This is a genomic window from Pseudomonas ogarae (assembly GCF_014268695.2).
In the GTDB taxonomy this organism is placed as follows: domain Bacteria; phylum Pseudomonadota; class Gammaproteobacteria; order Pseudomonadales; family Pseudomonadaceae; genus Aquipseudomonas; species Aquipseudomonas kilonensis.
Genome location: NZ_CP077086.1, coordinates 6,199,259 through 6,220,538 on the forward strand (window position 1 = coordinate 6,199,259; position 21,280 = coordinate 6,220,538).

Here is a 21,280-nt window from a genome sequence, read left to right on the forward strand (position 1 = left end):
GGGTCCCGACCAGCGCCAATTGCTTTCCCGCCTCCGCCTCTGCCACAATCGCGAACAATTCTCGTTACTTAAAACGTCGGTGATGCTTCGTGTCGTCAGTCCCCAGTCCTCATAGTGATTTGGTTGGTGCGTTGTACCGTGACCATCGCGGTTGGCTATTGGCCTGGCTGCGACGCAACGTGGCGTGTTCGCAACGGGCCGAGGACCTGAGCCAGGACACCTTTGTGCGCTTGCTAGGTCGCGAGGAACTGAAGGCGCCCCGCGAGCCACGGGCATTTCTGGTGGCCATCGCCAAGGGCCTGCTGTTCGATTATTTCCGTCGAGCGGCATTGGAGCAGGCCTACCTCACCGAACTGATGCTGATCCCCGAGGCCGAGCAGCCCTCGGTGGAAGAACAGCAAATCATCCTCGAAGATCTCAAGGCCATCGATCGCCTGCTCGGCAAACTGTCGAGCAAGGCCCGCGCAGCCTTCCTCTATAACCGCCTCGACGGCCTCGGCCACGCCGAAATCGCCGAGCGCCTGGGGGTTTCGGTGCCACGGGTACGGCAATACCTGGCCCAAGGCATCCGACAGTGCTACATCGCACTTTATGGTGAGCCGACATGAGCCAGGCCCATGCCAAACCGGTCTCGGCCAGCGTGCTGGATGCCGCCATTGCCTGGCAGTTGTCCCTGGACTCAAGCAGCGCCCTGGAGCGTGAAGCGTTCGCCCGATGGCATGCCGCCGACGAAGAACACGCCCGGGCCTGGCGACAGCTGGGCATGCTTGACCAGCGTTTCAGTGTGGCCAACGGGCCGGCGCGGGCGGCGTTGCTGCAATCGCGGGTCAGCATTCGCCGGCGGATACGCAAGGTGGGCAGCGGCCTGGCCAGTGTTGTCGCGGTCATCGGCCTGGCGTTGTTTGCCGGGGATCGTTACCTGCCGCTGGATTACTGGCTGGCCGATCAGCGCACCGCGACAGGCGAGCAGCGCACTCTGCGCCTGGCCGACGGTACGCTGATCAACCTCAACACCCACAGTGCCCTGGACGTGCGTTTCGATGACAAGCAGCGCCGCATCGTCCTGCAGGAAGGCGAGATCCTGGTAGAAACCGGCCACGACGACCCGCGTCCGTTCATCGTCGAAACCCGCGAAGGCAGCCTGCGCGCCTTGGGCACACGGTTCCTGGTCAAGCGTGAAGACCAAGGCACGCGCCTGAGCGTGTTGAAATCCGCTGTGGCCGCGCATCCGCAGGCCACGGACAAGGAACTGATCCTGCGCGAAGGCCAACAAGTGCTGATGCGCCGCGACGGCCTCGGGCAGACCATCGCCCTGAACCCCGGCGCCGATGCCTGGACCCGCGGCATGCTGGTGGTGGACAACGCGCGCCTTGAAGACCTGGTCCACGAATTGGGACGTTACCGGCGCGGCTACCTGGGCGTCGAGCCACAAGTGGCAGACCTGCGCATCACCGGCAGTTTCCCGCTGCACGACACCGACCTGGCCCTGACGGCCCTGCTGCCGAGCTTGCCGGTGCAGATCGAGCATCACACGCGGTGGTGGGTGGTGGTGGGGCCCCGGGTTGAAGCCAAACCCTGAGTGGCTTTGTGTCAGGTATGGCCTCATCGCGAGCAAGCTCGCTCCCACAGGATAATTCGCGGGCGACCCGGTCAATGTGGGAGCGAGCTTGCTCGCGATGAGGCCATTAGCCCCACTACAAAGCCACCGCTCGAAAACAGAATCTAAATTATTTTCATCCAGCCCTATCACTTTTCGATTTTCATCCGGCACCCAGGCAATTGAGAAATATTTCCATTCAGGAGCCGCCGTATGTCCCGCCCGCTAGACACCCTGTTGCGCCCCAGCCTGTTGGCCATCGCCATTGCCTTTGCCGTCCCGTTGACCAGCGCCCCGCTGCTGGCCGCCGAACAGGCCACGAGCGTGCGCACCTACAACCTGCCCGCCGCGCCGCTGGCCAGCACCCTGAACCAGATCGCCAGCCAGGCCGGCCTCGCGCTGAGCCTGAATCCGTCCCTGGCCTCGGGCAAGACCTCGGCCCCGGTCCAGGGCCAGTTCGACGCCACCGGCGCATTGCGCGAAGCCTTGCGCGGCACCGGCCTGCAACTGGAACAAAGCAGCGCCGGCACCTATAGCCTGGTGGCGGTGCCTGAAGGCGTCATGGCCTTGCCGGAAACCAGTGTGATCGGTGCCGGTGTCAGCGAAACCGCGTGGGGCCCGACCGCGGGCTACGTCGCCACCCGCACCGCCGCCGGGACCAAGACGGATACGCCGATTGTCGAACTGCCGCGCTCAGTTTCCGTGGTCACCCGCCAACAGATGGAGGACCGTTCTGTCCTCAACCTCAATGACGCCCTGCGCTATACCGCTGGCGTACAGAGCAGCGGCTACGGTTCGGACTCGCGCAACGACTGGCTGCTGGTTCGCGGTTTCATACCGACCCAGTTCCTCGATGGCCTGCCGCTGCCCAAGGGCAACTACATCACGCCAAAAATCGAACCCTGGAACCTGGAGCGCATTGCCGTGCTGCGTGGCCCTGCCTCTTCGGTCTACGGCCAGACGCCCCCTGGCGGCATGCTGGACATGGTCAGCCGTCGGCCACAGGCCGAAAGCAGCAATGAAGTCGAGCTGCAGGCCGGCAGCTATGAACACAAGCAGATCAATTTCGACAGCACTGGCAAGGTCGATGACGAAGGTCAGTTCCTCTATCGGGTCAGCGGCACCGTGCGCGACAGCAATTCCCAGGTCGATCACATCCCGGACAAGCGCTACAACCTTGCGCCGAGCCTGACCTGGAACATCAACGACGACACCCGTCTGACCTTCCTGTCCCAGTACACCCGCGACGACACCGGCATCACCGGGCAATTCCTGCCGCTGCAAGGCACCAAGCTGTCCTCGCCAGCGGGCAAGATTTCCCACCACAAGAACCTCGGCGACCCGGACTGGGAATTCTACGACCGTACCTACTACGCACTCGGTTATGCGTTTGAACACCGTCTGAACGACACCTGGCAGTTCCGCCAGAACCTGCGCTATACCAAGAGCGACCTGGAAACCCAAGGCATCTCGGCAGGCGGCCAATTCTGGCCAGACAGCCCCGACCAATCGGTGGACGCCGACGGTAACGTCAAGCGCAGCGCCAGCGTCATCAACGAAGACATCAGCCAGTTCGCCGTGGACAACAATTTCCAGGCCGACTTCCAGACCGGCGCCCTCAGCCACACCCTGCTGCTGGGCCTGGATCACCAGCGCTCCAACAGCAATTCGCGCTGGGATTGGGGTTCGACTGGCGTGCCGACCAGCAACATCCACAACCCGACCTATGGACAGGATTTCTCCAACGTCGAGTACTTCACAATGTATGACTACAACCAAAAGACCCACCAGACCGGCCTGTACGTCCAGGACCAGATCGCCCTGGACAACTGGCGCCTGACCCTCGGCGGTCGTGAGGACTGGATTCACACCGGCACCGTGTTCCACAACCTGAACGATGCGACCAACACCCAGCGCGACAAGAAGTTCAGCGGCAACGCAGCGTTGAGCTATGTCTTCGATAACGGTGTGACGCCCTACATTTCCTTCGCCCAGTCGTTCCAGGCGGCGGCGGGTTCAACCGTCAACAGCACCGAAGCGTTCAAACCCACCGAAGGCGAACAATACGAAGCGGGTATCAAGTACCAGCCACCCGGCACCAAGACCCTGCTGACGGCAGCAGTGTTCGACCTGACCCAGAAAAACAACTCCGTTACCGAAAACAACGTCACCCGCCAAGTGGGTGAAGTCCAGGTGCGTGGCCTGGAACTGGAGGCCTCGGGCGATGTGACCGACAACCTCAAGCTCATCGGTTCCTACACCTACAACGACAGCGAAATCACCAAGGGCACCGCGGCTGAAGAAGGCAAGCGCATGGCCCAGGTCCCGCGCAACCAGGCCACCGCCTGGGCGGACTACACCTGGCATAACGGCCCGCTGGATGGCTTCGGTGTCGGCGCCGGTGTGCGTTATGTCGGCGACACCTACGGCAACACCACCAACACCGACTGGGGCCATGTCGGGTCCTACACCGTGTACGACGCCTCGGCCCATTACGACCTGGGCCGTTTGAACAAGACCCTCAAGGGGGTCACGGTGGCGGTGGACGCGAAGAACCTCTTCAACAAGGACTATCTGTCTACTTGCGACGGCTTCTACTGCTACTACGGCGACCAACGCAACGTCGTCGCCAGCGTGAATTACAAATGGTAAACGGTTAGCATTTGCATACCCACTTTAGCGAGCACTATGTGGGAGCAAGGCTTGCCCGCGATGGAGGCGACTCGGTTTCGGAAGGACCGCATCGCCTGTTTCGCGGGCAAGCCTTGCTCCCACAGATACCCCTCGCCACAAGGTGCCCTTTTACATCCGGATCGATCATGAAAAGCAAAACCATCCGCCGCTGGTCCTTCGTCCACACCTGGACCAGCCTGATCTGCACGGTGTTCCTGCTGATGCTGGCGATCACCGGGCTGCCGTTGATCTTCCACCATGAAATCGAACACCTGCTGGGCGATGCCCCGCAGCTTCGGGAAATGCCCGCCGACACGCCGCCGCTGGACCTGCAACAACTGGTGGAAAAAGCCAAGGCCCATCGCCCGGGGGAAGTGGTCCAGTATTTTGGCTGGGACGATGACGATCCCAACGGCGTCATCACCATCATGGCGCCGACACCGGGCACCGAACCCAATTCCTCCCACACCTTCATGCTCGATGGGCGTACCGGCGAGGCCCTGGAAATGCCCTCGGCCAATGGCGGTTTCATGATGGTCATGCTGCGCCTGCACGTGGACATGTTCGCCGGGCTGCCGGGCAAGTTGCTGCTGGCGTTCATGGGGTTGCTGTTCGTGATCGCCATCGTCTCCGGGGTGGTCCTGTACCTGCCGTTCATGCGCCGCTTGAAGTTCGCCACGGTACGCCAGGACAAATCCACGCGCCTGCGCTGGCTCGACCTGCACAACCTGATCGGCGTGGTCACGCTGGTCTGGGCGCTGACCGTGGGCGTCACCGGCGTGATCGCCGCCTGCGCCGACCTGATCATCGCCGCGTGGCGCAACGACAGCCTCAGCGCCATGGTCGAACCCTACCGCGACGCCCCGCCGCTGACCCAACTGGCACCGGCCACCCGGCTGCTGGACATTGCCAAGGACGTCGCGCCGGGCATGGAGCCGAGTTTCATCGCCTTCCCCGGCACGCTGTTCTCCAGCGAGCACCACTACAGCGTCTTCATGAAGGGTGACACCCACCTGACCTCGCACCTGCTCACCCCGGTGCTGATCGACGCCACCACCTTGGACGTCACCGCCGTCGCAGAACGCCCCTGGTACATGGATGTCATGAGCCTGTCCCTGCCGCTGCATTTCGGCGACTACGGTGGCCGGCCGATGCAGATTTTCTGGGCAACCCTCGATGTACTGACCATCATCGTCCTCGGCAGCGGCGTTTACCTGTGGCTGGTGCGGCGCAAGGCGGCCAAGCGGGCAACCGTCGGCACGGAGGTCGCCTCGTGAGGCCTCGGCAGTCGAGTTTCTGGAAGGTGTTTGGTATTCCCCTGATGATCGGTGCACTTAGTGCGGCGGGGCTGTTCAGCGCATTGCTCGGTGACGGCGTCTGGGATGCGGTGAGCTGGGTGGGTTTGGGCGTGCCGACGGTCTTGGGGGTGTGGGGATTGATCAAGCGTGGATAACTCCTGCCGGACGCGTCCCCTGTGGGAGCGGGCTTGCTCGCGAAGGCGACGTGTCAGTCGCAATTGTGTTTCTGACACGCCGCCTTCGCGAGCAAGCCCGCTCCCACACTGGAACTCGCCAGCCGCCCCGTAACTGTCTAGGCTAAGCCCCTGGCCGTTTACCGAGGATGCCTGCATGTCCACTCCCAGCATGACGCTGTTCCACAACCCCGCTTCGCCCTTCGTTCGCAAGGTCCTGGTGCTGCTGCACGAAACCGGCCAGCAGGACCGCGTGGCGTTACAGCTCAGCCAGCTCTCGCCGGTCAAGCCGGACCGGGCGCTGATCGATGACAACCCGTTGAGCAAGATCCCGGCCCTGCGCCTGGCCAACGGGACGGTGATCCACGACAGCCGCGTCATCCTCGACTATCTCGATCACCAGCACGTCGGCAACCCGCTGATCCCCCGGGACGGCGCGGCCCGCTGGCGGCGCCTGACCCTGGCCTCCCTGGCCGATGGGATCATGGATGCGGCCGTGACGATCCGCTACGAAACCGCGCTGCGCCCTGTGGAAAAGCACTGGGACGAATGGCTCGAGGCGCAGCGGGACAAGATTCGCCGTGCCCTGGGCCAGCTCGAAGCCGAAGCGATTGCCGAACTGGCCTGCCACTTCGACGTGGCTTCTATCAGCGTGGCCTGCGCCTTGGGCTACCTCGATCTGCGCCATCCGGACCTGGAATGGCGCAAGGCCAATCCGCAACTGGCGGCGTGGTTTGCCGAGGTGAGCTTGCGGCCTTCGATGCTCGAGACGGTGCCCAGGGTTTAGCTTTGCGTTGGCTGTGCCGGCCTCATCGCGGGCAAGCCTTGCTCCCACATAGACCTCGCTCAATCTGTGGGAACAGGTTAGCTCCCACATAGACCCGCTCAACCTGTGGGAGCAAGGCTTGCCCGCGATGGCAGCGCACCGGATCCAAAGGAAACAACCCAGCAATCTGCATCACCAACACCTCCCGCACCCGCTGATCCTCACGCAACCCCAGCGACCGGCTCATTTCACCTCTCCCAAATCGAAGTTCATCGCCGCCGGCTTCACCCCAACCCCATACCAGTCCAGCTTGCGAGTCAGCACCATGAACACGCCCAGCAGGCCGAACAGCAACAGCGAGCCCATCAACAGCGCGTAGTCCTCGGCGCTCAACAGGCCGTAGAGCAAGCCGTACAAGCCCGCCAGCCCCGCCGAGAATCCCAGGCCGTGGCTCACGCTGCGCAGCACATGGCAGACATAAAACCCGATCAACACGACACAGGCGCTGGCCGATACCAAGTACGCCAGGGTGAAGCCGATGTGCTCCGACAGCGACAACAGCAGCAGGTAAAAGAACGCCAGCGCCACGCCCACCAAGGCGTACTGGACCGGGTGCACCGCCAGGCTCTTGAGTACCTCGAAGAGGAAGAAGCCGGCGAATGTCAGGGCTATGAACAGCAGCGCATATTTGATCGCCCGGTCGCTCTTGAGGTACTGGTCCACCGGGTCGATGAAGCTCACGCCGAAGGCACGGCTGCGGAACGCTTCACAACCATCGCTTGGCTCGCAGGCTTGCAGGGTTTCCAGAAGGTTGGTGGAGAAAAACGACGTCTGCCAGTCCGCACTGAAACCCTGCTCATTGATCTCACGATTGGTCGGCAGGTAGTTGCCGATGAAGCTGGGGTGCGGCCAGTCGGCCGACAGGTGCACCTTGGTGGATTTGCCCACTGGCAGAATCTGGAACTCGCCAGTGCCTTGCAGGCGCAGGTCAAAACCGAAGGTCAGCTCAGGGCCGCCCTGGGCGGTGATCATCGGCAGCGGCACATGCACACCCTGCCCCAGCCAGCCGAGCCGCGAGCCTGGCAGGAAATCGACGGTCTGCTGGTTGAGCGTCAGGGTCAGCGCATTCTCGATGCCGCGAATATCGCTGATGCCGACGCTCAGGTACGGCTCATCAAAACGGTAATCGGCAAAATCCTTGGCAGCAACACCGTAGCGCTCAGGCACCTTGAAGCGGCCATCGATCCGGTTATCGGCGTGGAACATCCGCGCTTCGTAGATGCCCCGGGCACGGGTTTCGGTGCGGACCTGGCCGTCGAGTTCGAATTGCTCCGGCAAAAAATACAACTCGCCCGTTCGCTCGACAGTTTCCAGGAAACGCACACCGGTCTTCTCGTTGGTGTTCCAGACCTTCACGCTCTTGCGAAACGGCACCACGATCATCGGCCCGATCAGTTGCTGGTTGTAGCTGGAGCTGCGGGCGATGTCCTGCAGCACACCGTCACGCAGTTCCTGGCGCTCATCAATGAGCCCGTTGATCATCAACAACGGGATCATCAACAAGAGAATCAATAGGGCGATCATGCCCAGTTTTATGGCGAGGCTGCGGTTCATGTGGGGCTCTCCCTGTTCGAATGAGGGAGAGTCTGGGGGGGTTGTGTGCTGGGCTTATGGAGCGATTGTGGAGATTGTGTGGAGACTGCCCTCGCCTCGTTGCGCCGAAGCGCCGGCATCCGCGCCATCCACGGTCTGGAAGGCTTCGCGCAGGGAATCCTCCATCAGCTGCCAGGCCTCCTCGGCCGACTCGTCCGGTCCCAGGTGGGTGAACATATGGTCGCAGCCTTCAAACATTCGCTGGCGCACCGGCACGCCGGCCTGGCGCAACTTCTCGGCATAGGCCTCGCCTTCGGCACGCAAGATATCGTATTGCGCCGTGATCACCGTGGCTGGCGGCATCCCCGCCAGCGCCTCGACCGGCGCCAACAGGGGTGAGGCCAACGGATCGAGCGCCTGTGCCGGATCGCTCAGGTAGCAGCTGTTGAAGAAGCGCATCAGGCCGGCATTGAGCAGTGGCCGGGCACTGGTGGACGTCTTCAAGGCAGGGTCCTGGTGCAGATCCAGCGCCGCATAGTCGATCAACTGATGCACCACCTTCAACGCTTGATGCCCTCGCGACAGACCCGCCACCGCGGCGGCCAGATTGCCGCCGGCGCTATGGCCGCCGACTGCGAAACGCTGAGGATCGATGCCCAGCGTTTCGGCTTCGCTGGCCAGCCATTCGAGCACCGCGAAGCACTGCCGCGGGGCTGCGGGGAAGGCGTGCTCTGGCGCCAGCACATAGTCCAGATTGACCACCAGGCAGTTCAGGTTATGGGCCAGTCGACGGCAATAGCTGTCGTCGTGTTCGGGCGTCCCCGCGACAAAGCCACCGCCATGGAAATTCAAGTACACCGGCAGCTTCGCCGAGGACTGCGAATGGGGCCAGTAAAACAGCGCCCGCGCAGCCCCCCAAGGGGTCGGGATGGTTTGCTCGACCACTGCGCGCAACGGAAACAGCGCAGCGTCATAGGTAAACTTCGCCTTCATTCTCTTGGCGAAGGCGCGCAACAACTTGGCCTGCAGTTTTTGCCAGAGGCTCACCATGCTCATGCTCCCGGTTGTGTATCCACGAGTAGGACCAGCCGACCGAAAGTCATCTCACCGTAAGGCATGGCTTGCTAACAGGTTTATTGAATCGTTCGCCGGTGTTGAGGAGAAATTAAACCTAAAAAATGGTTATGTAAATTAATCAATAATAAGATTAACCAAATTCCCTCAAGGCAACCTCAGCACCACCTCAACCCCACCCTCGACATTGCCGATAGTGAATTGCCCCCCATGCAACTGCACCACTTCCTCCACGAAGTTGAGCCCCAGGCCAGTGCTCTTGCGGCCGCTGTCCGGGCGCGGCAAGGAGTAGAAGCGCTCGCTCAAGCGTGGCAGTGCGTAGTCGGGAATCGGCGCGGCCTGATTGAACAGGCGGATCTCGACGCGGTTCCCGCTGCGCTCGGCGCTGACACGTAGCAGGCCGTTGACGGGGGTGAAGTCCAGGGCGTTTTCCAGCAGATTGCCCAAGGCCTGGCGCAACAGGAACGGCTCACCGGTCAGCGTCAGGTCGGCAGCGATGTGCTGTTCAATCCTCAATTGGCGACTTTCGATCCAACCGCCGCGCGCTTCCAGCAGTTCGTCCACCAACGCCGCCAGCGGCACCGCGACTTCTTCTTCCAACCCCTGGCGCTGCTCGATCTGGGCCAGGTTGAGCAAGCGCTCGATCAACTGCTGCATGCGCACACTTTCGTTGTCGATGTTATTGACGAAGCGCTGGTGCTGGGCGGCGGGCATGTCGCTTTGCAGCAGTTCAGCGGCGCCACGAATCGCTGCCAACGGGCTCTTGAGTTCGTGGGTCAGCGTGTGCACGTAACGCTCGACGTAAGCCTTGCCTTCCAGTTGAGTGCGCATGTGTTCCACCGCCCCCGCCAGTTGCTCGAACTCGCCACCGCGATAATGCGGCACCTCCACCCGACGCCCCTGGCTGACTGCCTGGGCATAGCTCGTCAAACGCCGCAATGCCGCACTGAGCCACCAGGACAGCAAGCCGCCCAGCAACAGCCCCAGGACCACCAACCCGGCGCCATAGGCCAGCAGTCGCCGTTCGGTGCGATCGACATAAGGCTGCAATGAGCTGTTGGGCTTGGCGACGGTGACGACCCCAATGATGCGGCCGTTGTCGCGGATCGGCGCGCCGACGTGCATCACCGAAGACGTCGGGTCATCCGGATCGCTGCGGCTCGAGCGAGCGCCGTAGTGGCCGCGCAGGGTCAGGTAGACGTCGTTCCAGCGCGAATAATCCTGGCCCACCGCCACGCCACTGGAGTCGAGCACCACGGTGCCCTTGGCATCGGTGACATAGATGCGATGGCTGACCTGGTTTTTTGGCAAGCCCCAGATCGTCGCCGCCGGCTGGCGCTCGCCATAGGCCTTGAGCAACTGCGGCCAGCGATTCTGGTTGAGGGTGCCGGCCTTGAAATCGTCCCGCAGGATCTCGGCCATCAGGTTGGCCGTGTCCACCAGGGTTTCTTCGGTGGACTGGCGCACGCCGGGGCGGATTTCCTCCATGACCGTGTTGAGCACGAAATAACCGGTCAAGGCGATAAACAGCACATACACCAGGAAAATCCGGATCCCCAGCGACATCAGCTGTGCTCCGGGCTGTAGCTGTAGCCCAGGCCCCGATGCGTCTGGATCGGCTCGGCCTCGGCCCGGACCAGGCGCAGCTTGGCGCGCACGCTCTTGATGTGGCTGTCGATGCTGCGCTCGTAGCCGGCATCGCTGGCCACGCCCAGGGCATCGAGCAATTGTTCGCGGCTGAAGACCCGCTCAGGTTGCTCCAGCAGACAATTGAGCAGACGAAACTCGTGGCGTGTTAAGTTCAGCGGTTTGCCGCGATAGTTGATCTGCACACGGTCGGCATCGACCTGAAACAGCGCCATGCCCGGCTCCACCGCCGGCCTCGGCGCCACACGTTTGAGGATCGCCCGGACCCTGGCCGCCACCTCACGGGGGCTGAAGGGTTTGACCACGTAATCGTCAGCACCGATCTCCAGGCCCACCACCCGGTCGATCTCGCCATCCCGGGCTGTCAGAAAGATCACCGGAACGTCGCTGAAACGTCTGAGATTTTTACACGTCTCGAAGCCGCTGATATCCGGCAGCCCCACATCGAGGATGATCAGGTCCGCCGGAGTATTTTTCTGGTGTTCGAGGGCGGCTGCGCCAAGGCTCAACCAGGTGGTGTCAAACCCCTCTCCTTGCAGGGCAAACACCAGTGTATCGGCGATGGCGGCTTCGTCTTCGACAATCAGGATATGAGGCATGGCTTGCGAGCCCGGCAGTAAAAGTTGCCGGAACGGTGCCGCAAGGCTTGGGGTACGTCAATCAGGGAAATCAGCAGTCCGGCTTATCCGCCGTAAACCGCCGAGCCGGGTTCACCGCCGCCCCAAACTCACGCAACGCCTTGGCGCCAATCAGCAACGGGTAATTGAAACTGCTGCGGTCCGTCAGGTTGACCTCGACCGTGCGCTTGACGTTACCCAGGCACAACTCCAGATCGACCACCGGGCGCTTGGTGGGGGCGATCTTTTCGTCGTCTTCTTCATCTTCCTCGGAACGGGTCTTGATCTTGCTGATGCGCGCAATCTTGTGCTCGTAGACCTTGTTGCTCGCATCCTTGGTCGCCAGGCGAAACCGCACCCAGTCATCACCGTCGCGGGTGAAGGTTTCGATGTCCTTGGCTGACAGCGAGGCGGTCAGGGCGCCGGTGTCCATCTTGGCCTTGAGCACTTCGCCGCCGATCTCCGGCAATGCGATGTATTCGTAGCGCCCGTACAGGGTTGGCTCGGCGGCCAGCACTGGAAGGGCCACCAGGGAAAGCAGGGCTAGAACTGATTTCATGTAGTTAGGGCTTCCATTGTGGGCGTGGGGTTTTAGACCGTGGCCAACGAATTCGTTCGGTTAAACATCCCTGTGGCGAGGGAGCTTGCTCCCTCGCCACAAAAGCCGATCCAGTTTAGCCAAGCCCAAGTGAAACTTTCGTCCACACCGATTTGGCCTGCCGCCCGAAGCTTGCTTATCATGGCCCGTCCACCTGTTTGCAAGAGTCATCTATGCGCCGCCTGCTCACCGGCTGTTTCGTCACGCTGCTGTTATTGCTCAACACCCTGGTGCTGTTCGGGCCGCTGATGGTGTTCGCCGTGCTCAAACTGGTCCTGCCCGGGCGCTTTCGCGACTATGCCTCGTGGGCGGTGATGTGGATCGCCGAGACCTGGGCCGAGATCGACAAGCTGATCTTTGCCCTGTGCATCCCCACCCGCTGGGACATCCGCGGCGGCGCGGACCTGCGCCGCGATACGTCCTACCTGGTGATCAGCAATCACCAATCCTGGGTAGACATCCCCGCCCTCGTCCAGACCCTCAATCGGCGCACGCCGTTCTTCAAGTTCTTCCTCAAGAAAGAGCTGATCTGGGTGCCGTTCCTGGGGTTGGCCTGGTGGGCGCTGGACTACCCCTTCATGAAGCGCTACACCAAGGCGTTCCTGGCGAAAAACCCGGAACTGGCCGGCAAGGACCTGGAAATCACCAAGGCCGCCTGCGAGCTGTTCAAGCGCCAACCGGTCACCGTGGTCAACTACCTCGAAGGCACGCGCTTCACCGCCGCCAAAAGCCAACAACAGCAATCCCCCTTTACCCACCTGCTCAAGCCCAAGGCCGGTGGCGTGGCCTTCGTGCTGGCGGCCATGGGCGAACAGCTGGACGCGGTGCTGGACGTGACGGTGGTGTACCCGCAGAAACGCATTCCCGGTTTTTGGGACTTGATCAGCGGCGCGGTGCCCAGGGTCATCATCGACATCCAGACCCGCGAACTGGACCCGACGCTGTGGCAAGGCGATTACGAAAACGACCCGGTGTTCCGTCAGCACGTACAGGACTGGGTCAACCAGCTCTGGACTGAAAAGGACCGGCGCATCGCGGCGTTACGCAGTGAAGGCAGTGGTGACTAACAGTTCTGATAGTAGGCAGCGACTGAAAAACCTCCGATGCTGAAGGTCCGGATTTTTGGACCTTGCACGGAGTTCGGCGCATGCCTGCTATCCCTCGCGAAACCGTATTGTGCCGCTACCACTACGACCCGCTGGATCGCCTGGTCGATTGTGTGTCATCCGCTGAGGCTGGCATTCAGCGCTTTTACTGCAAAAGCCGATTGGCCACCGAGATACAGGGCGCGGTGCAACGTAGCGTCTTCCAGCACGACGACCAACTGTTGGCGCAACTTCGGCGCGAGGGTGTGAACGCCAACACCACCCTTCTGGCGACTGACCAACAGCGCTCGGTATTGAATTTGCTCGATGCAACCGGGCCTCATCCCCTCGCCTACATGCCCTACGGCCATCGACCGGCGGAAAACGGCTTGCTCAGTTTGCTTGGGTTTAATGGTGAACGACCGGATCCGGTGACGGGGCATTACTTGTTGGGGAATGGGTATCGGGCGTTCAATCCGGTGTTGATGCGGTTTAATAGTCCGGATAGTTTGAGTCCGTTTGGGGATGGGGGAGTGAATGCGTACGGATATTGTGGGGGAGACCCAAGGAATCGGGTGGACTCGACTGGGCATAGCCCTATTCCCGCTGTAGTGAACGCGCTAACTAGGCTCAGACAGGCAAGACACGCAATCTCATCTACCTCAAGAGCGATTTCAAAACCAACCTCAGCAAACAGAACTCCGATCACGAGTGATACCTCACACATGACAGCGCGCGATTTGGAAAAATTACGACGCCGTAAGAGTGAGATTGAATTAACCGCTGACCTTAAGAAACTGACCGATATCATCCGAAAAAATGAAGCCGCGCTACCCGCCTCACAGAAAGCAAGATACACGTCTTCCGTTACTACTATCGAGATTGATGACACAACATGGGGATATGAAATAGCGAGAAGGGAATATGGCTTTACGACTTACCCCGACCCGAATATCTTGCACATATGGGAAGGCAAAGTAGATGTTGGTCATTTGGACATAACAGTAAAACATCTGTGGAATCTTACCAGTCTCAAATTCCACAGACCCGCTAAGAATCCCAATCTAGCTCGACGCGCGGAAATAATACGCGCCGACTACCTTATGAAGCATCTCGGTATCGATTTAATGGCTATCTGGCAATAACGTCTACATGATCCAGTACCAAACAGACCACCCAGACTATTATGGGCTGCGCGGGCTGTGGCAAGGCGACTACGAAAATACCCGGGTGTTTTCGCCAACACGGCCAGGATTGGGTCAACCAACTGGGCTGAGGACCGGCGCATCGCTGCGTTACGCGGAATTGCCCGATCTTGTAGAACACATCCAGCAATTTTCTAGAATAAAAACGTCAAGCTCTAATTCAAAATCGACATAACCAACTGTCAGCATTGACAGTAGCCCTCGCCAGGCACAGCCGCAAACATGTCGCAGGGACACATTGTGGAGGCAAGCCCATGAGAAACTTCATGACTGACGGCGGCGCTGGAATTTGCTTACTGATAATCGGCCATGTTCATGCCGCAGAAGTCACCTGTCCGGCTGCAACACTTATCCATGGCACCACTGAAACGGTAGAAATTCAGGATGATCGCAAATGGCAGAGCCAGGACCTTGGACAGGAGGCCAATCCAGCGGTGCTGCAGTTCAACGGTGCCGAGTTCGCGGTCCATGAACCCGACGAAGATGAACAGGTGCCAAGGAGAGTGACCATCACCTGCAATTACGGCGAGAACAACCTCACGCTGGATTATCTTGACGTCCAGGAGCCGGCGTCCTTGCCCTGGCCGGGCAACCATTGCGCCAGCCGGGACACTCACTCCTGCAGGCAGGTGAACACCGACTACTTCAGCTTGAGATTCTGATGGTCGCGTGGCGGACTTTCGATGTCGCCACCTTCATCAAACACCCGCACCCGTGCCCCAGATACCCCCCAGGTTCTGCAACAACGAACCCGCCACGCCCTGTTGACCGAGGTACTGCAGAATGATCGGGGCAAACTGGCCGATCATGCCGCTGTCCATGCCCAGCGCACTGAAGGCATTGTTCAGGTCGCCGGTGTCCTTGACGTTGCCCAGCAAGCCGTCGAGCAGTGCATTTTTGTCCGACCCGCCCCCGAGCAAACCGCCCAGGCCATTGAGCCCGCCGATGGCGCTGTTCCCGGCGATCTGGTCCAGGCCCGGGACACTTTTGCTCAATTCGGAAAACTGCGGCTCGCTGAGTCGGTTCTTCGCCAGTCCCAGCATCGCACCGGTACCGCCGATGGCCTGTTCCGGCGTGATCTTGAGTTCCGACCCCAAGGTGTTGAGCAGCCCGGCGGCTTTCGGCGCGGCAGCCACGGCGCCCTCGTCCTGCTCACCTTGGTTACCCTGCATCGCCGACACCACACTGGCTGCATCACTGAGGCTGAACTGCGCGAAGGCTGGGCTGGCAGCCAGCGTCAACAGGCAAGACAGAGCAAAACCACGTGAAACCTTCATCCGGGACATCCTCTAGACCATGAAAAAGCCGCTCATGAAGAGCGGCGTAAGGCGTGCATTGGACTGGCGCACGCGAAGATTGTTCCTAAGCGTATTACATCAGTGTCCGATATCTATTTCAGAAAATCCCTTCAAGGCAGTCAGAAATTTCTTATTTAACCAGAGGCCAGTTTTTATATAGCCAGAAGGTACCAAACATCCCTATACAGTTCTAAATTGACATAGATAACTGCCGACATTGACAGTAGCCCGCCCGGCCAAAGCCGTGAATCGTTGAACGGAGACTTTTGGAGCCTGGCAGATGAAAAAAATACTGGCTGGACGCGCGGTGTTACTTTTATTGATTGTCGGCCATGTCCATGCCGGTGAAATAGCCTGTCCCGCCGTCACTAACATCCATAGAAATATTGAATCGGTGGAAGATGTTTTCTTCGTCGAGGTACAGGACGACCACGAATGGGAGAGCGAAAGCCTGGTGGACGTGGTCGACCTGGCATCGTTGCAATTCGAAGGTGCCGAGTACGTCATCCATAAGGCCGACGAGGGTCAACAGGCTGCCACAAGGGCGACCATCACGTGCCGGTACGGGGACATAAATCTGAATTTGGAGTATCAGCAGATCCTGGAACCGGCCTTTTCAGGATGGATAAATAATCACTGCGAAAGTTCGGACACCAGAATGTGCAGGTTAATGGACGGCGACTACTTCAACCTGTTTCTTTGATCGGGAATGGCAACCGCGTCACTGTTCCTGCACAGCGTTTCAAGGCGCCCTGCCATCACCTGCACCGTTACCGTACAGTGCGGCTTCCTCCAGCAGAGTTTGCCTATGAACGTAAAAATCGGCGGCGCGACCCTCGCCGTTATCCTGATGGGCATGCTCATTGTTCTGGGCGTCAACGAGTGCCAGCGTGGCCCGCTGAATCCGGAACTGGCCGACGGCACCAGCGAAGAACAAAAGACCTGGCTGACCATCGAACACCGCATCAAGCGCTCCGACCCGACGCTGACCGAGGTGACCCGCGACCAACAAACACTGACGGTACGTTACCGTCCAGGTGCTTGCGCGGATGACTGCGAGCCCTGGGTCCCGCACATGCTGCGGGTTGTCGGCCACGGCCTGGCGGCGCTCAATGGCGCACCAGGGGGCAAGCAATACACGCAAGTGACGGTCAAGGCGCGGATCCTTGCCGATGATGACGTGGAACTGGTCTATGACATGCCGGGCTTCGACGCGATCAAGACCCAACAGGGTGGCTACGAAACCTTTGCCGGCATGCCCCGCAGCCTGAACTTCAGCGCCGCCGCCCTGGCCCAGGCGCAAGCCTATTGCCAAGGCCCTAGCGCCAAAGGTTTCTACCCTGAATTCTGCGAGCGGGTCGAGACCGCAACTGTCCGGCAGTAACTGTGGCGAGGGGATTTATCCCCGCTGGGCTGCGCAGCAGCCCTAAAACAGTGAACTCAACCTTCCTGGCAGACCGAGTTGCCTGGTTTGGGGGCAGCTGCGCAGCCCAACGGGGATAAATCCCCTCGCCACAACAGCACTCGATCACCGTCGACTAAAAATCTTACAACTACTTGGGAAATCACCCGCAACAGCGAGCCTTGCCCAGGCCAATCTGCAATGCCTATAGTTCGTCCCGTCGTCCACATGGCGACTCGGGTTTGGCGACTCGGAAACTGCGGTCAGAGAGTCCCAATTTAACTAAATGAGGCTCTTACCCAATGAACCGATACATGCCCCTCACCGGCGTCGACTGCACCCCCGCCGCCCTGCTCATCGATACCCAAGCCCCTCTCGACGTCCTCCACGAAACCGCCGCCTACCGCATCCGCGCCGTCACCCAATTGCTGGAGAACATCGCCTTTTGCGAAGAAATCAGTTCCGACGCCGTTGTCCTCCACGACTTCGCCCTGCTCCTGGCAATTCCGTTGCGCGATGGCTGCGATGTGCTGGATGTGATCGGTCGGCGATTGCAGGCTCAAGCCATGGCATGACTGCTGCGGCAGTCATCCAACTATCAACGTACAACCCCTTATCTCTTCTCGGTATTACCTACTGTCAACGTTGACAGTAGGCAACTGTTCATACGGCCTCTAAGCTCAGCCGTGACAACGAAAACAAGGCTCTGGGCAAACCACAGCCCCTGTGCCTTTCTTCATTCGGGCAAGCAGGAAGAATAAAAATGAACGATCGAATCAAAGGAACCGTGAAGTGGTTTAACGATGCAAAAGGCTATGGCTTCATTACCTGCGGCAAAGGAGGCGAGGAGTTGTTCGTTCATTACTCGGCGATAGATGGCGAGGGTTATAAAACGTTGAAACAGAGGCAGACCGTTTCGTTTGAAGTCGAGCAAGGTGATAAAGGCATGCAAGCCATGAGAGTGACGCCGGAATAACCATCGTTTCGCTCAAGTACGACGCTCAGCGATCATCGTTACTCCGATCAACAAGCAAACACCTGTCTGTATAGTTATCGGGAGGAATATGTGGATGAGGGCCCCCTCCTCAGCAGGCGTGGAGGAAGAAACAGCTGACACTCAATAAAACAGCCTTGAGGGCAAGTCATATCAAATAAAAAGGGCGACATCACTGTCGCCCTTTCCCCGTCTTGCCCTTTACCGCTTACGCCGCACTGAACAACTTATGCGGATCAATCACAAACTTCTTCGGCACGCCCGCATCGAACTCGCCATAACCCTTCGGCGCGTCATCCAGGCTGATCACCTGCACACCAACGATTTCAGCAATGTTGATACGGTCCCACATGATCGCCTGCATCAGCTGGCGGTTGTACTTCATCACCGGGGTCTGGCCGGTGTGGAAGCTGTGGGATTTAGCCCAGCCCAAGCCGAAGCGAATGCTCAGGCTGCCCATTTTCGCCGCCGCATCGACAGCGCCCGGGTCTTCAGTGACGTAGAGGCCAGGGATGCCGATCTTGCCGGCGACACGCACCACGCCCATCAACGAGTTGAGCACGGTGGCCGGGGCTTCATGCTTGACGCCGTCATGGCCGTGACCGCGGGCTTCGAAGCCCACGCAATCGACGGCACAGTCCACTTCCGGCTCGCCCAGCAGCGCGGCGATTTGTTCGTGCAACGGGGTGTCGGTGGACAGGTCGACGATTTCAAAGCCCTGGGCCTTGGCGTGGGCCAGGCGGATGGAGTTGACGTCACCGATGATCACCACCGCCGCACCCAGCAGGCGAGCGGAAGCAGCAGCTGCCAGGCCAACCGGGCCGGCACCGGCGATGTAGACAGTGCTGCCAGGACCAACGCCGGCGGTGACAGCGCCGTGGTAGCCGGTCGGCAGGATGTCGGACAGGCAGGTCAGGTCACGGATTTTCTCCATGGCCTTGTCGCGGTCCGGCAGTTTCAACAGGTTGAAGTCGGCGTACGGCACCAGCACGTATTCGGCCTGGCCGCCGGTCCAGTCGCCCATGTCCACGTAACCGTAGGCACCGCCGGCACGGGCCGGGTTGACGGTCAGGCAGACACCGGTGTGTTGCTCTTTGCAGGAGCGGCAGCGCCCGCAAGCCACGTTGAACGGCACCGACACCAGATCACCGATTTTCAGGTTCTCGACGTCGCTGCCCTTTTCGATCACTTCACCGGTGATTTCGTGACCCAGGACCAGGCCGGTCTGGGCAGTGGTACGGCCGCGCACCATGTGCTGGTCGGAGCCGCAGATGTTGGTGGAGACCACGCGCAGGATGACACCGTGCTCAATCTTCCTGCCGCGCGGGTCCTGCATTTTTGGATAGTCGATTTTCTGTACTTCGACCTTGCCGTTGCCGAGATACACGACACCACGATTACCAGACATGCTTTCACCTCGCTGTTGTTTTTGTGGAACTGCGTTGCCCAGGCAGGCAGCGCGTTGATTGCTCGGGTTAGTGCTTGTGTCTTGTTTCTGTGTTGTTTGGGAGGGCCTCATCGCGAGCAGGCTCGCTCCCACATTGGAATCCGTGTGCTCCCGTATTTTGTGGGAGCGAGCTTGCTCGCGATGTCGGTCTAAAGAACGACAGTGCGATTGGCGTTCAAGAACACCCTTCGCTCGATGTGATACCCCACGGCCCGGGCCAGGGTGAGCCCTTCGATGTCCCGGCCCTTGGCGATCAGGTCTTCGGGATAGTGGCTGTGGTCCACCACTTCCACGCCCTGGGCGATGATCGGACCTTCGTCCAGGTCGTTGTTGATGTAGTGCGCCGTGGCGCCCACCAGTTTCACGCCCTTGTTATAGGCCTGGTGATACGGCTTGGCGCCCTTGAAACCCGGCAGCAGCGAGTGGTGGATGTTGATCGCCTTGCCGTCGAGCTTGCGGCACAACTCCGGCGACAGCACTTGCATGTAGCGCGCAAGGATCACCAACTCGGCACCGGTGTCTTCGATCACCTGCCACACCTGCCGCTCCTGGGAGGGCTTGTCGTTCGGGTCCAGGGGGAAATGGTAGTAGGGAATCTGGTGCCAGTCGGCCAGCGGCTTGAGGTCGGGGTGGTTGGAGACCACGGCCACCACGTCCATGGACAACTGGCCGATGCGCTGGCGGTAGAGCAAGTCGTTGAGGCAGTGATCGGCCTTGGAGACCATGATCACCACTTTGGGCCGGTAGTTGGGCGGCGTCAGTTCGAAGACCATGCCGAAGGCTTCGGCACGCTCGGCCAGGCCGGAACGGAAATTCTGCTCGTCAAAACCATCCGGTTGACGAAACTCCACGCGAATGAAAAAGCGCCCCGAGAGTCGGTCGTCGAAAGAGTGGTGCTCGGTGACGTAGCAGCCCTGCTCGAACAGAAAGCGGGTCACCGCGTCCACGGTGCCGAGCACGCTGGGGCAGTCGGCAGTCAAGATCCATGTGTCTGGGGCGCGGCTCATTGCGGTGACTCCTGTTCAAAATTAACTGGGCTACAAAGAACCCTGTGGCGAGGGAGCTTGCTCCCGCTGGGCTGCGCAGCAGTCCTCGCTTTTGGCGGTTGCTGCGCAACCGAGCGGGAGCAAGCTCCCTCGCCACAAAGGCCGTGGTCGGCTTTAGTCCTTATGCCTGCACGCTCAACCCATACTCAGCCGCGGCATCCTGCAACCACAGCCACCAGTAATCGGAGAAGCTGCGGCGGATCACCAGTTCCCAGGTGTCTTCGCCCGTGTGGCGAATCACCAGTTGCGACTTGGCGAACACCGTGCCCACGGCCTTGCCCACCGGGAAGTTGCTTGGGTGAACATCGTAGCTGGTGGACTTCATCAGCACGTCGCGCACGTTCGGGCCGGACAGTTCGAGGATCTGCTGGCCGCCGCTGACGTTGACGATCTGGATGTGCAGGTCGCCCAGGGCTTCGCGCAGTTTCTGCTCGGAGGCGAACTCTTCGCCGGTGGGCACCACCAGCAGCCATTCATCCGGGCCGAGCCATTGCAGGCTGGTTTCACCCTTGACGATGACGGTCAGCGCACCTGGCAATTCCAGGCCCAGGGCCTTGTGCACGCCGGCGGCGAACGCCGGGTCGTGACCGTCGCCACGAAGGGTCAGGTGGCCCAGGAGTTTTTTCTCGCGCACGGTCACACCGGCGTTCTTGCGGCCCTTGCCCACCAGGCTGGCGAGGTCGGCATGGTGCAGCGACGACTCGGCCTTGGCCCCGGTGGTTGGGCGTTGTGGGTACACGTTGACTGCGGTCATATGGAGCACCTGT

22 protein-coding genes are annotated in these 21,280 nt (G+C 60.4%); 13 read left to right on the forward strand and 9 right to left on the reverse strand.

The genetic code is table 11. From position 1 onward, the window contains the following. Positions 1 to 89: 89 nt before the first annotated feature. From HU749_RS27465 to HU749_RS27490, 6 genes are all read left to right on the forward strand, one after another. A complete protein-coding gene (locus HU749_RS27465) occupies positions 90 to 608 on the forward strand; it encodes an RNA polymerase sigma factor (RefSeq protein WP_046064522.1) in 519 nt (172 codons plus the stop codon). Continuing rightward, positions 605 to 1,579: a FecR domain-containing protein gene (locus HU749_RS27470; protein WP_079302899.1), complete on the forward strand. Its 975-nt coding sequence runs from the start codon at positions 605 to 607 to the stop codon at positions 1,577 to 1,579. The genes HU749_RS27465 and HU749_RS27470 overlap by 4 nt, the downstream gene beginning before the upstream one ends. A 231-nt stretch (positions 1,580 to 1,810) precedes the next feature. Continuing rightward, positions 1,811 to 4,249, forward strand: coding sequence for a TonB-dependent siderophore receptor (locus tag HU749_RS27475; protein WP_186649173.1), 2,439 nt, complete (start codon positions 1,811 to 1,813; stop codon positions 4,247 to 4,249). A gap of 167 nt (positions 4,250 to 4,416) precedes the next feature. Beyond that, complete coding sequence (locus tag HU749_RS27480) at positions 4,417 to 5,547, forward strand: PepSY-associated TM helix domain-containing protein (RefSeq protein WP_095962543.1); 1,131 nt, start codon at positions 4,417 to 4,419, stop codon at positions 5,545 to 5,547. Next, complete coding sequence (locus tag HU749_RS27485) at positions 5,544 to 5,723, forward strand: hypothetical protein (RefSeq protein WP_079302902.1); 180 nt, start codon at positions 5,544 to 5,546, stop codon at positions 5,721 to 5,723. Before HU749_RS27480 ends, HU749_RS27485 begins: the two co-directional genes overlap by 4 nt. A 175-nt stretch (positions 5,724 to 5,898) precedes the next feature. Next, positions 5,899 to 6,528 carry a glutathione S-transferase gene (locus HU749_RS27490; protein ID WP_186649175.1) on the forward strand — a complete coding sequence of 210 codons (630 nt, stop codon included), beginning with the start codon at positions 5,899 to 5,901 and terminating at the stop codon, positions 6,526 to 6,528. Between the two features lie 222 nt (positions 6,529 to 6,750). Here HU749_RS27490 and creD read toward each other — a convergent pair whose 3' ends face one another. The 5 genes from creD to rloA2 form a co-directional block, all read right to left on the reverse strand. Further along, positions 6,751 to 8,121: a cell envelope integrity protein CreD gene (creD, locus tag HU749_RS27495; RefSeq protein ID WP_095962542.1), complete on the reverse strand. Its 1,371-nt coding sequence runs from the start codon at positions 8,119 to 8,121 to the stop codon at positions 6,751 to 6,753. A 54-nt stretch (positions 8,122 to 8,175) separates the two neighbouring features. Further along, the gene (locus HU749_RS27500) at positions 8,176 to 9,150 is read right to left on the reverse strand and encodes an alpha/beta hydrolase (RefSeq protein WP_186649177.1); all 975 of its coding nucleotides are present in this window, start codon (positions 9,148 to 9,150) and stop codon (positions 8,176 to 8,178) included. A 171-nt stretch (positions 9,151 to 9,321) separates the two neighbouring features. Then, a complete protein-coding gene (creC, locus tag HU749_RS27505) occupies positions 9,322 to 10,740 on the reverse strand; it encodes a two-component system sensor histidine kinase CreC (RefSeq protein ID WP_186649179.1) in 1,419 nt (472 codons plus the stop codon). Next, a complete protein-coding gene (gene creB / locus HU749_RS27510) occupies positions 10,740 to 11,420 on the reverse strand; it encodes a two-component system response regulator CreB (protein ID WP_186649181.1) in 681 nt (226 codons plus the stop codon). The genes creC and creB overlap by 1 nt, the downstream gene beginning before the upstream one ends. A gap of 70 nt (positions 11,421 to 11,490) precedes the next feature. After that, on the reverse strand, positions 11,491 to 11,997 hold the full coding sequence (gene rloA2 / locus HU749_RS27515) for a retropepsin-like aspartic peptidase RloA2 (protein ID WP_079302906.1): 507 nt from the start codon (positions 11,995 to 11,997) through the stop codon (positions 11,491 to 11,493). 212 nt (positions 11,998 to 12,209) lie between these two features. On the opposite strand from rloA2, the gene yihG reads away from it, so the two are divergent. The 3 genes from yihG to HU749_RS27530 all read left to right on the forward strand — a co-directional run bounded on the left by yihG (position 12,210) and on the right by HU749_RS27530 (position 14,988). After that, entirely contained in the window at positions 12,210 to 13,103 is an 894-nt protein-coding gene (gene yihG / locus HU749_RS27520) for a 1-acylglycerol-3-phosphate O-acyltransferase, YihG family (RefSeq protein ID WP_079302907.1), read from the forward strand. An 80-nt stretch (positions 13,104 to 13,183) separates the two neighbouring features. After that, on the forward strand, positions 13,184 to 14,266 hold the full coding sequence (locus HU749_RS29335; RefSeq protein WP_225919116.1) for an RHS repeat-associated core domain-containing protein: 1,083 nt from the start codon (positions 13,184 to 13,186) through the stop codon (positions 14,264 to 14,266). A gap of 326 nt (positions 14,267 to 14,592) precedes the next feature. Further along, complete coding sequence (locus tag HU749_RS27530; RefSeq protein ID WP_186649183.1) at positions 14,593 to 14,988, forward strand: DUF3757 domain-containing protein; 396 nt, start codon at positions 14,593 to 14,595, stop codon at positions 14,986 to 14,988. A gap of 36 nt (positions 14,989 to 15,024) precedes the next feature. Here the strand turns inward: HU749_RS27530 and HU749_RS27535 are convergent, their stop codons facing one another. Beyond that, positions 15,025 to 15,603, reverse strand: coding sequence for a DUF2780 domain-containing protein (locus tag HU749_RS27535; protein ID WP_186649185.1), 579 nt, complete (start codon positions 15,601 to 15,603; stop codon positions 15,025 to 15,027). A 301-nt stretch (positions 15,604 to 15,904) separates the two neighbouring features. Here HU749_RS27535 and HU749_RS27540 point away from each other — a divergent pair, with 301 nt between their 5' ends. From HU749_RS27540 to HU749_RS27555, 4 genes are all read left to right on the forward strand, one after another. Beyond that, positions 15,905 to 16,327: a DUF3757 domain-containing protein gene (locus HU749_RS27540; protein WP_095962537.1), complete on the forward strand. Its 423-nt coding sequence runs from the start codon at positions 15,905 to 15,907 to the stop codon at positions 16,325 to 16,327. 105 nt (positions 16,328 to 16,432) lie between these two features. Further along, complete coding sequence (locus tag HU749_RS27545) at positions 16,433 to 17,008, forward strand: hypothetical protein (RefSeq protein WP_172898830.1); 576 nt, start codon at positions 16,433 to 16,435, stop codon at positions 17,006 to 17,008. A gap of 320 nt (positions 17,009 to 17,328) precedes the next feature. Next, the gene (locus tag HU749_RS27550; RefSeq protein WP_079302910.1) at positions 17,329 to 17,601 is read left to right on the forward strand and encodes a hypothetical protein; all 273 of its coding nucleotides are present in this window, start codon (positions 17,329 to 17,331) and stop codon (positions 17,599 to 17,601) included. Between the two features lie 188 nt (positions 17,602 to 17,789). Beyond that, complete coding sequence (locus HU749_RS27555) at positions 17,790 to 18,002, forward strand: cold-shock protein (protein WP_079302911.1); 213 nt, start codon at positions 17,790 to 17,792, stop codon at positions 18,000 to 18,002. A gap of 226 nt (positions 18,003 to 18,228) precedes the next feature. Here the strand turns inward: HU749_RS27555 and fdhA are convergent, their stop codons facing one another. The 3 genes from fdhA to HU749_RS27570 form a co-directional block, all read right to left on the reverse strand. Then, positions 18,229 to 19,428 (reverse strand): formaldehyde dehydrogenase, glutathione-independent, encoded by a 1,200-nt coding sequence (gene fdhA, locus HU749_RS27560; RefSeq protein WP_003177608.1) that lies wholly within the window; start codon positions 19,426 to 19,428, stop codon positions 18,229 to 18,231. A 188-nt stretch (positions 19,429 to 19,616) separates the two neighbouring features. After that, complete coding sequence (gene purU / locus HU749_RS27565; RefSeq protein ID WP_014340578.1) at positions 19,617 to 20,474, reverse strand: formyltetrahydrofolate deformylase; 858 nt, start codon at positions 20,472 to 20,474, stop codon at positions 19,617 to 19,619. A gap of 160 nt (positions 20,475 to 20,634) precedes the next feature. Further along, positions 20,635 to 21,267 (reverse strand): sarcosine oxidase subunit gamma, encoded by a 633-nt coding sequence (locus HU749_RS27570; RefSeq protein ID WP_046063306.1) that lies wholly within the window; start codon positions 21,265 to 21,267, stop codon positions 20,635 to 20,637. Between the last annotated feature and the right edge of the window lie 13 nt (positions 21,268 to 21,280).

Coding starts and splice junctions, on each gene's coding strand:
- HU749_RS27490 (WP_186649175.1), top strand. CDS start 5,899: ATGTCCACTCCCAGCATGACGCTGTTCCACAACCCCGCTTCGCCCTTC.
- HU749_RS27470 (WP_079302899.1), top strand. CDS start 605: ATGAGCCAGGCCCATGCCAAACCGGTCTCGGCCAGCGTGCTGGATGCC.
- HU749_RS27570 (WP_046063306.1), bottom strand. CDS start 21,267: ATGACCGCAGTCAACGTGTACCCACAACGCCCAACCACCGGGGCCAAG.
- HU749_RS27530 (WP_186649183.1), top strand. CDS start 14,593: ATGACTGACGGCGGCGCTGGAATTTGCTTACTGATAATCGGCCATGTT.
- purU (WP_014340578.1), bottom strand. CDS start 20,474: ATGAGCCGCGCCCCAGACACATGGATCTTGACTGCCGACTGCCCCAGC.
- fdhA (WP_003177608.1), bottom strand. CDS start 19,428: ATGTCTGGTAATCGTGGTGTCGTGTATCTCGGCAACGGCAAGGTCGAA.
- HU749_RS27550 (WP_079302910.1), top strand. CDS start 17,329: ATGAACCGATACATGCCCCTCACCGGCGTCGACTGCACCCCCGCCGCC.
- HU749_RS27545 (WP_172898830.1), top strand. CDS start 16,433: ATGAACGTAAAAATCGGCGGCGCGACCCTCGCCGTTATCCTGATGGGC.
- HU749_RS27500 (WP_186649177.1), bottom strand. CDS start 9,150: ATGGTGAGCCTCTGGCAAAAACTGCAGGCCAAGTTGTTGCGCGCCTTC.
- creD (WP_095962542.1), bottom strand. CDS start 8,121: ATGAACCGCAGCCTCGCCATAAAACTGGGCATGATCGCCCTATTGATT.
- HU749_RS27535 (WP_186649185.1), bottom strand. CDS start 15,603: ATGAAGGTTTCACGTGGTTTTGCTCTGTCTTGCCTGTTGACGCTGGCT.
- HU749_RS27475 (WP_186649173.1), top strand. CDS start 1,811: ATGTCCCGCCCGCTAGACACCCTGTTGCGCCCCAGCCTGTTGGCCATC.
- HU749_RS27555 (WP_079302911.1), top strand. CDS start 17,790: ATGAACGATCGAATCAAAGGAACCGTGAAGTGGTTTAACGATGCAAAA.
- HU749_RS27480 (WP_095962543.1), top strand. CDS start 4,417: ATGAAAAGCAAAACCATCCGCCGCTGGTCCTTCGTCCACACCTGGACC.
- HU749_RS27540 (WP_095962537.1), top strand. CDS start 15,905: ATGAAAAAAATACTGGCTGGACGCGCGGTGTTACTTTTATTGATTGTC.
- creB (WP_186649181.1), bottom strand. CDS start 11,420: ATGCCTCATATCCTGATTGTCGAAGACGAAGCCGCCATCGCCGATACA.
- HU749_RS29335 (WP_225919116.1), top strand. CDS start 13,184: ATGCCTGCTATCCCTCGCGAAACCGTATTGTGCCGCTACCACTACGAC.
- rloA2 (WP_079302906.1), bottom strand. CDS start 11,997: ATGAAATCAGTTCTAGCCCTGCTTTCCCTGGTGGCCCTTCCAGTGCTG.
- creC (WP_186649179.1), bottom strand. CDS start 10,740: ATGTCGCTGGGGATCCGGATTTTCCTGGTGTATGTGCTGTTTATCGCC.
- yihG (WP_079302907.1), top strand. CDS start 12,210: ATGCGCCGCCTGCTCACCGGCTGTTTCGTCACGCTGCTGTTATTGCTC.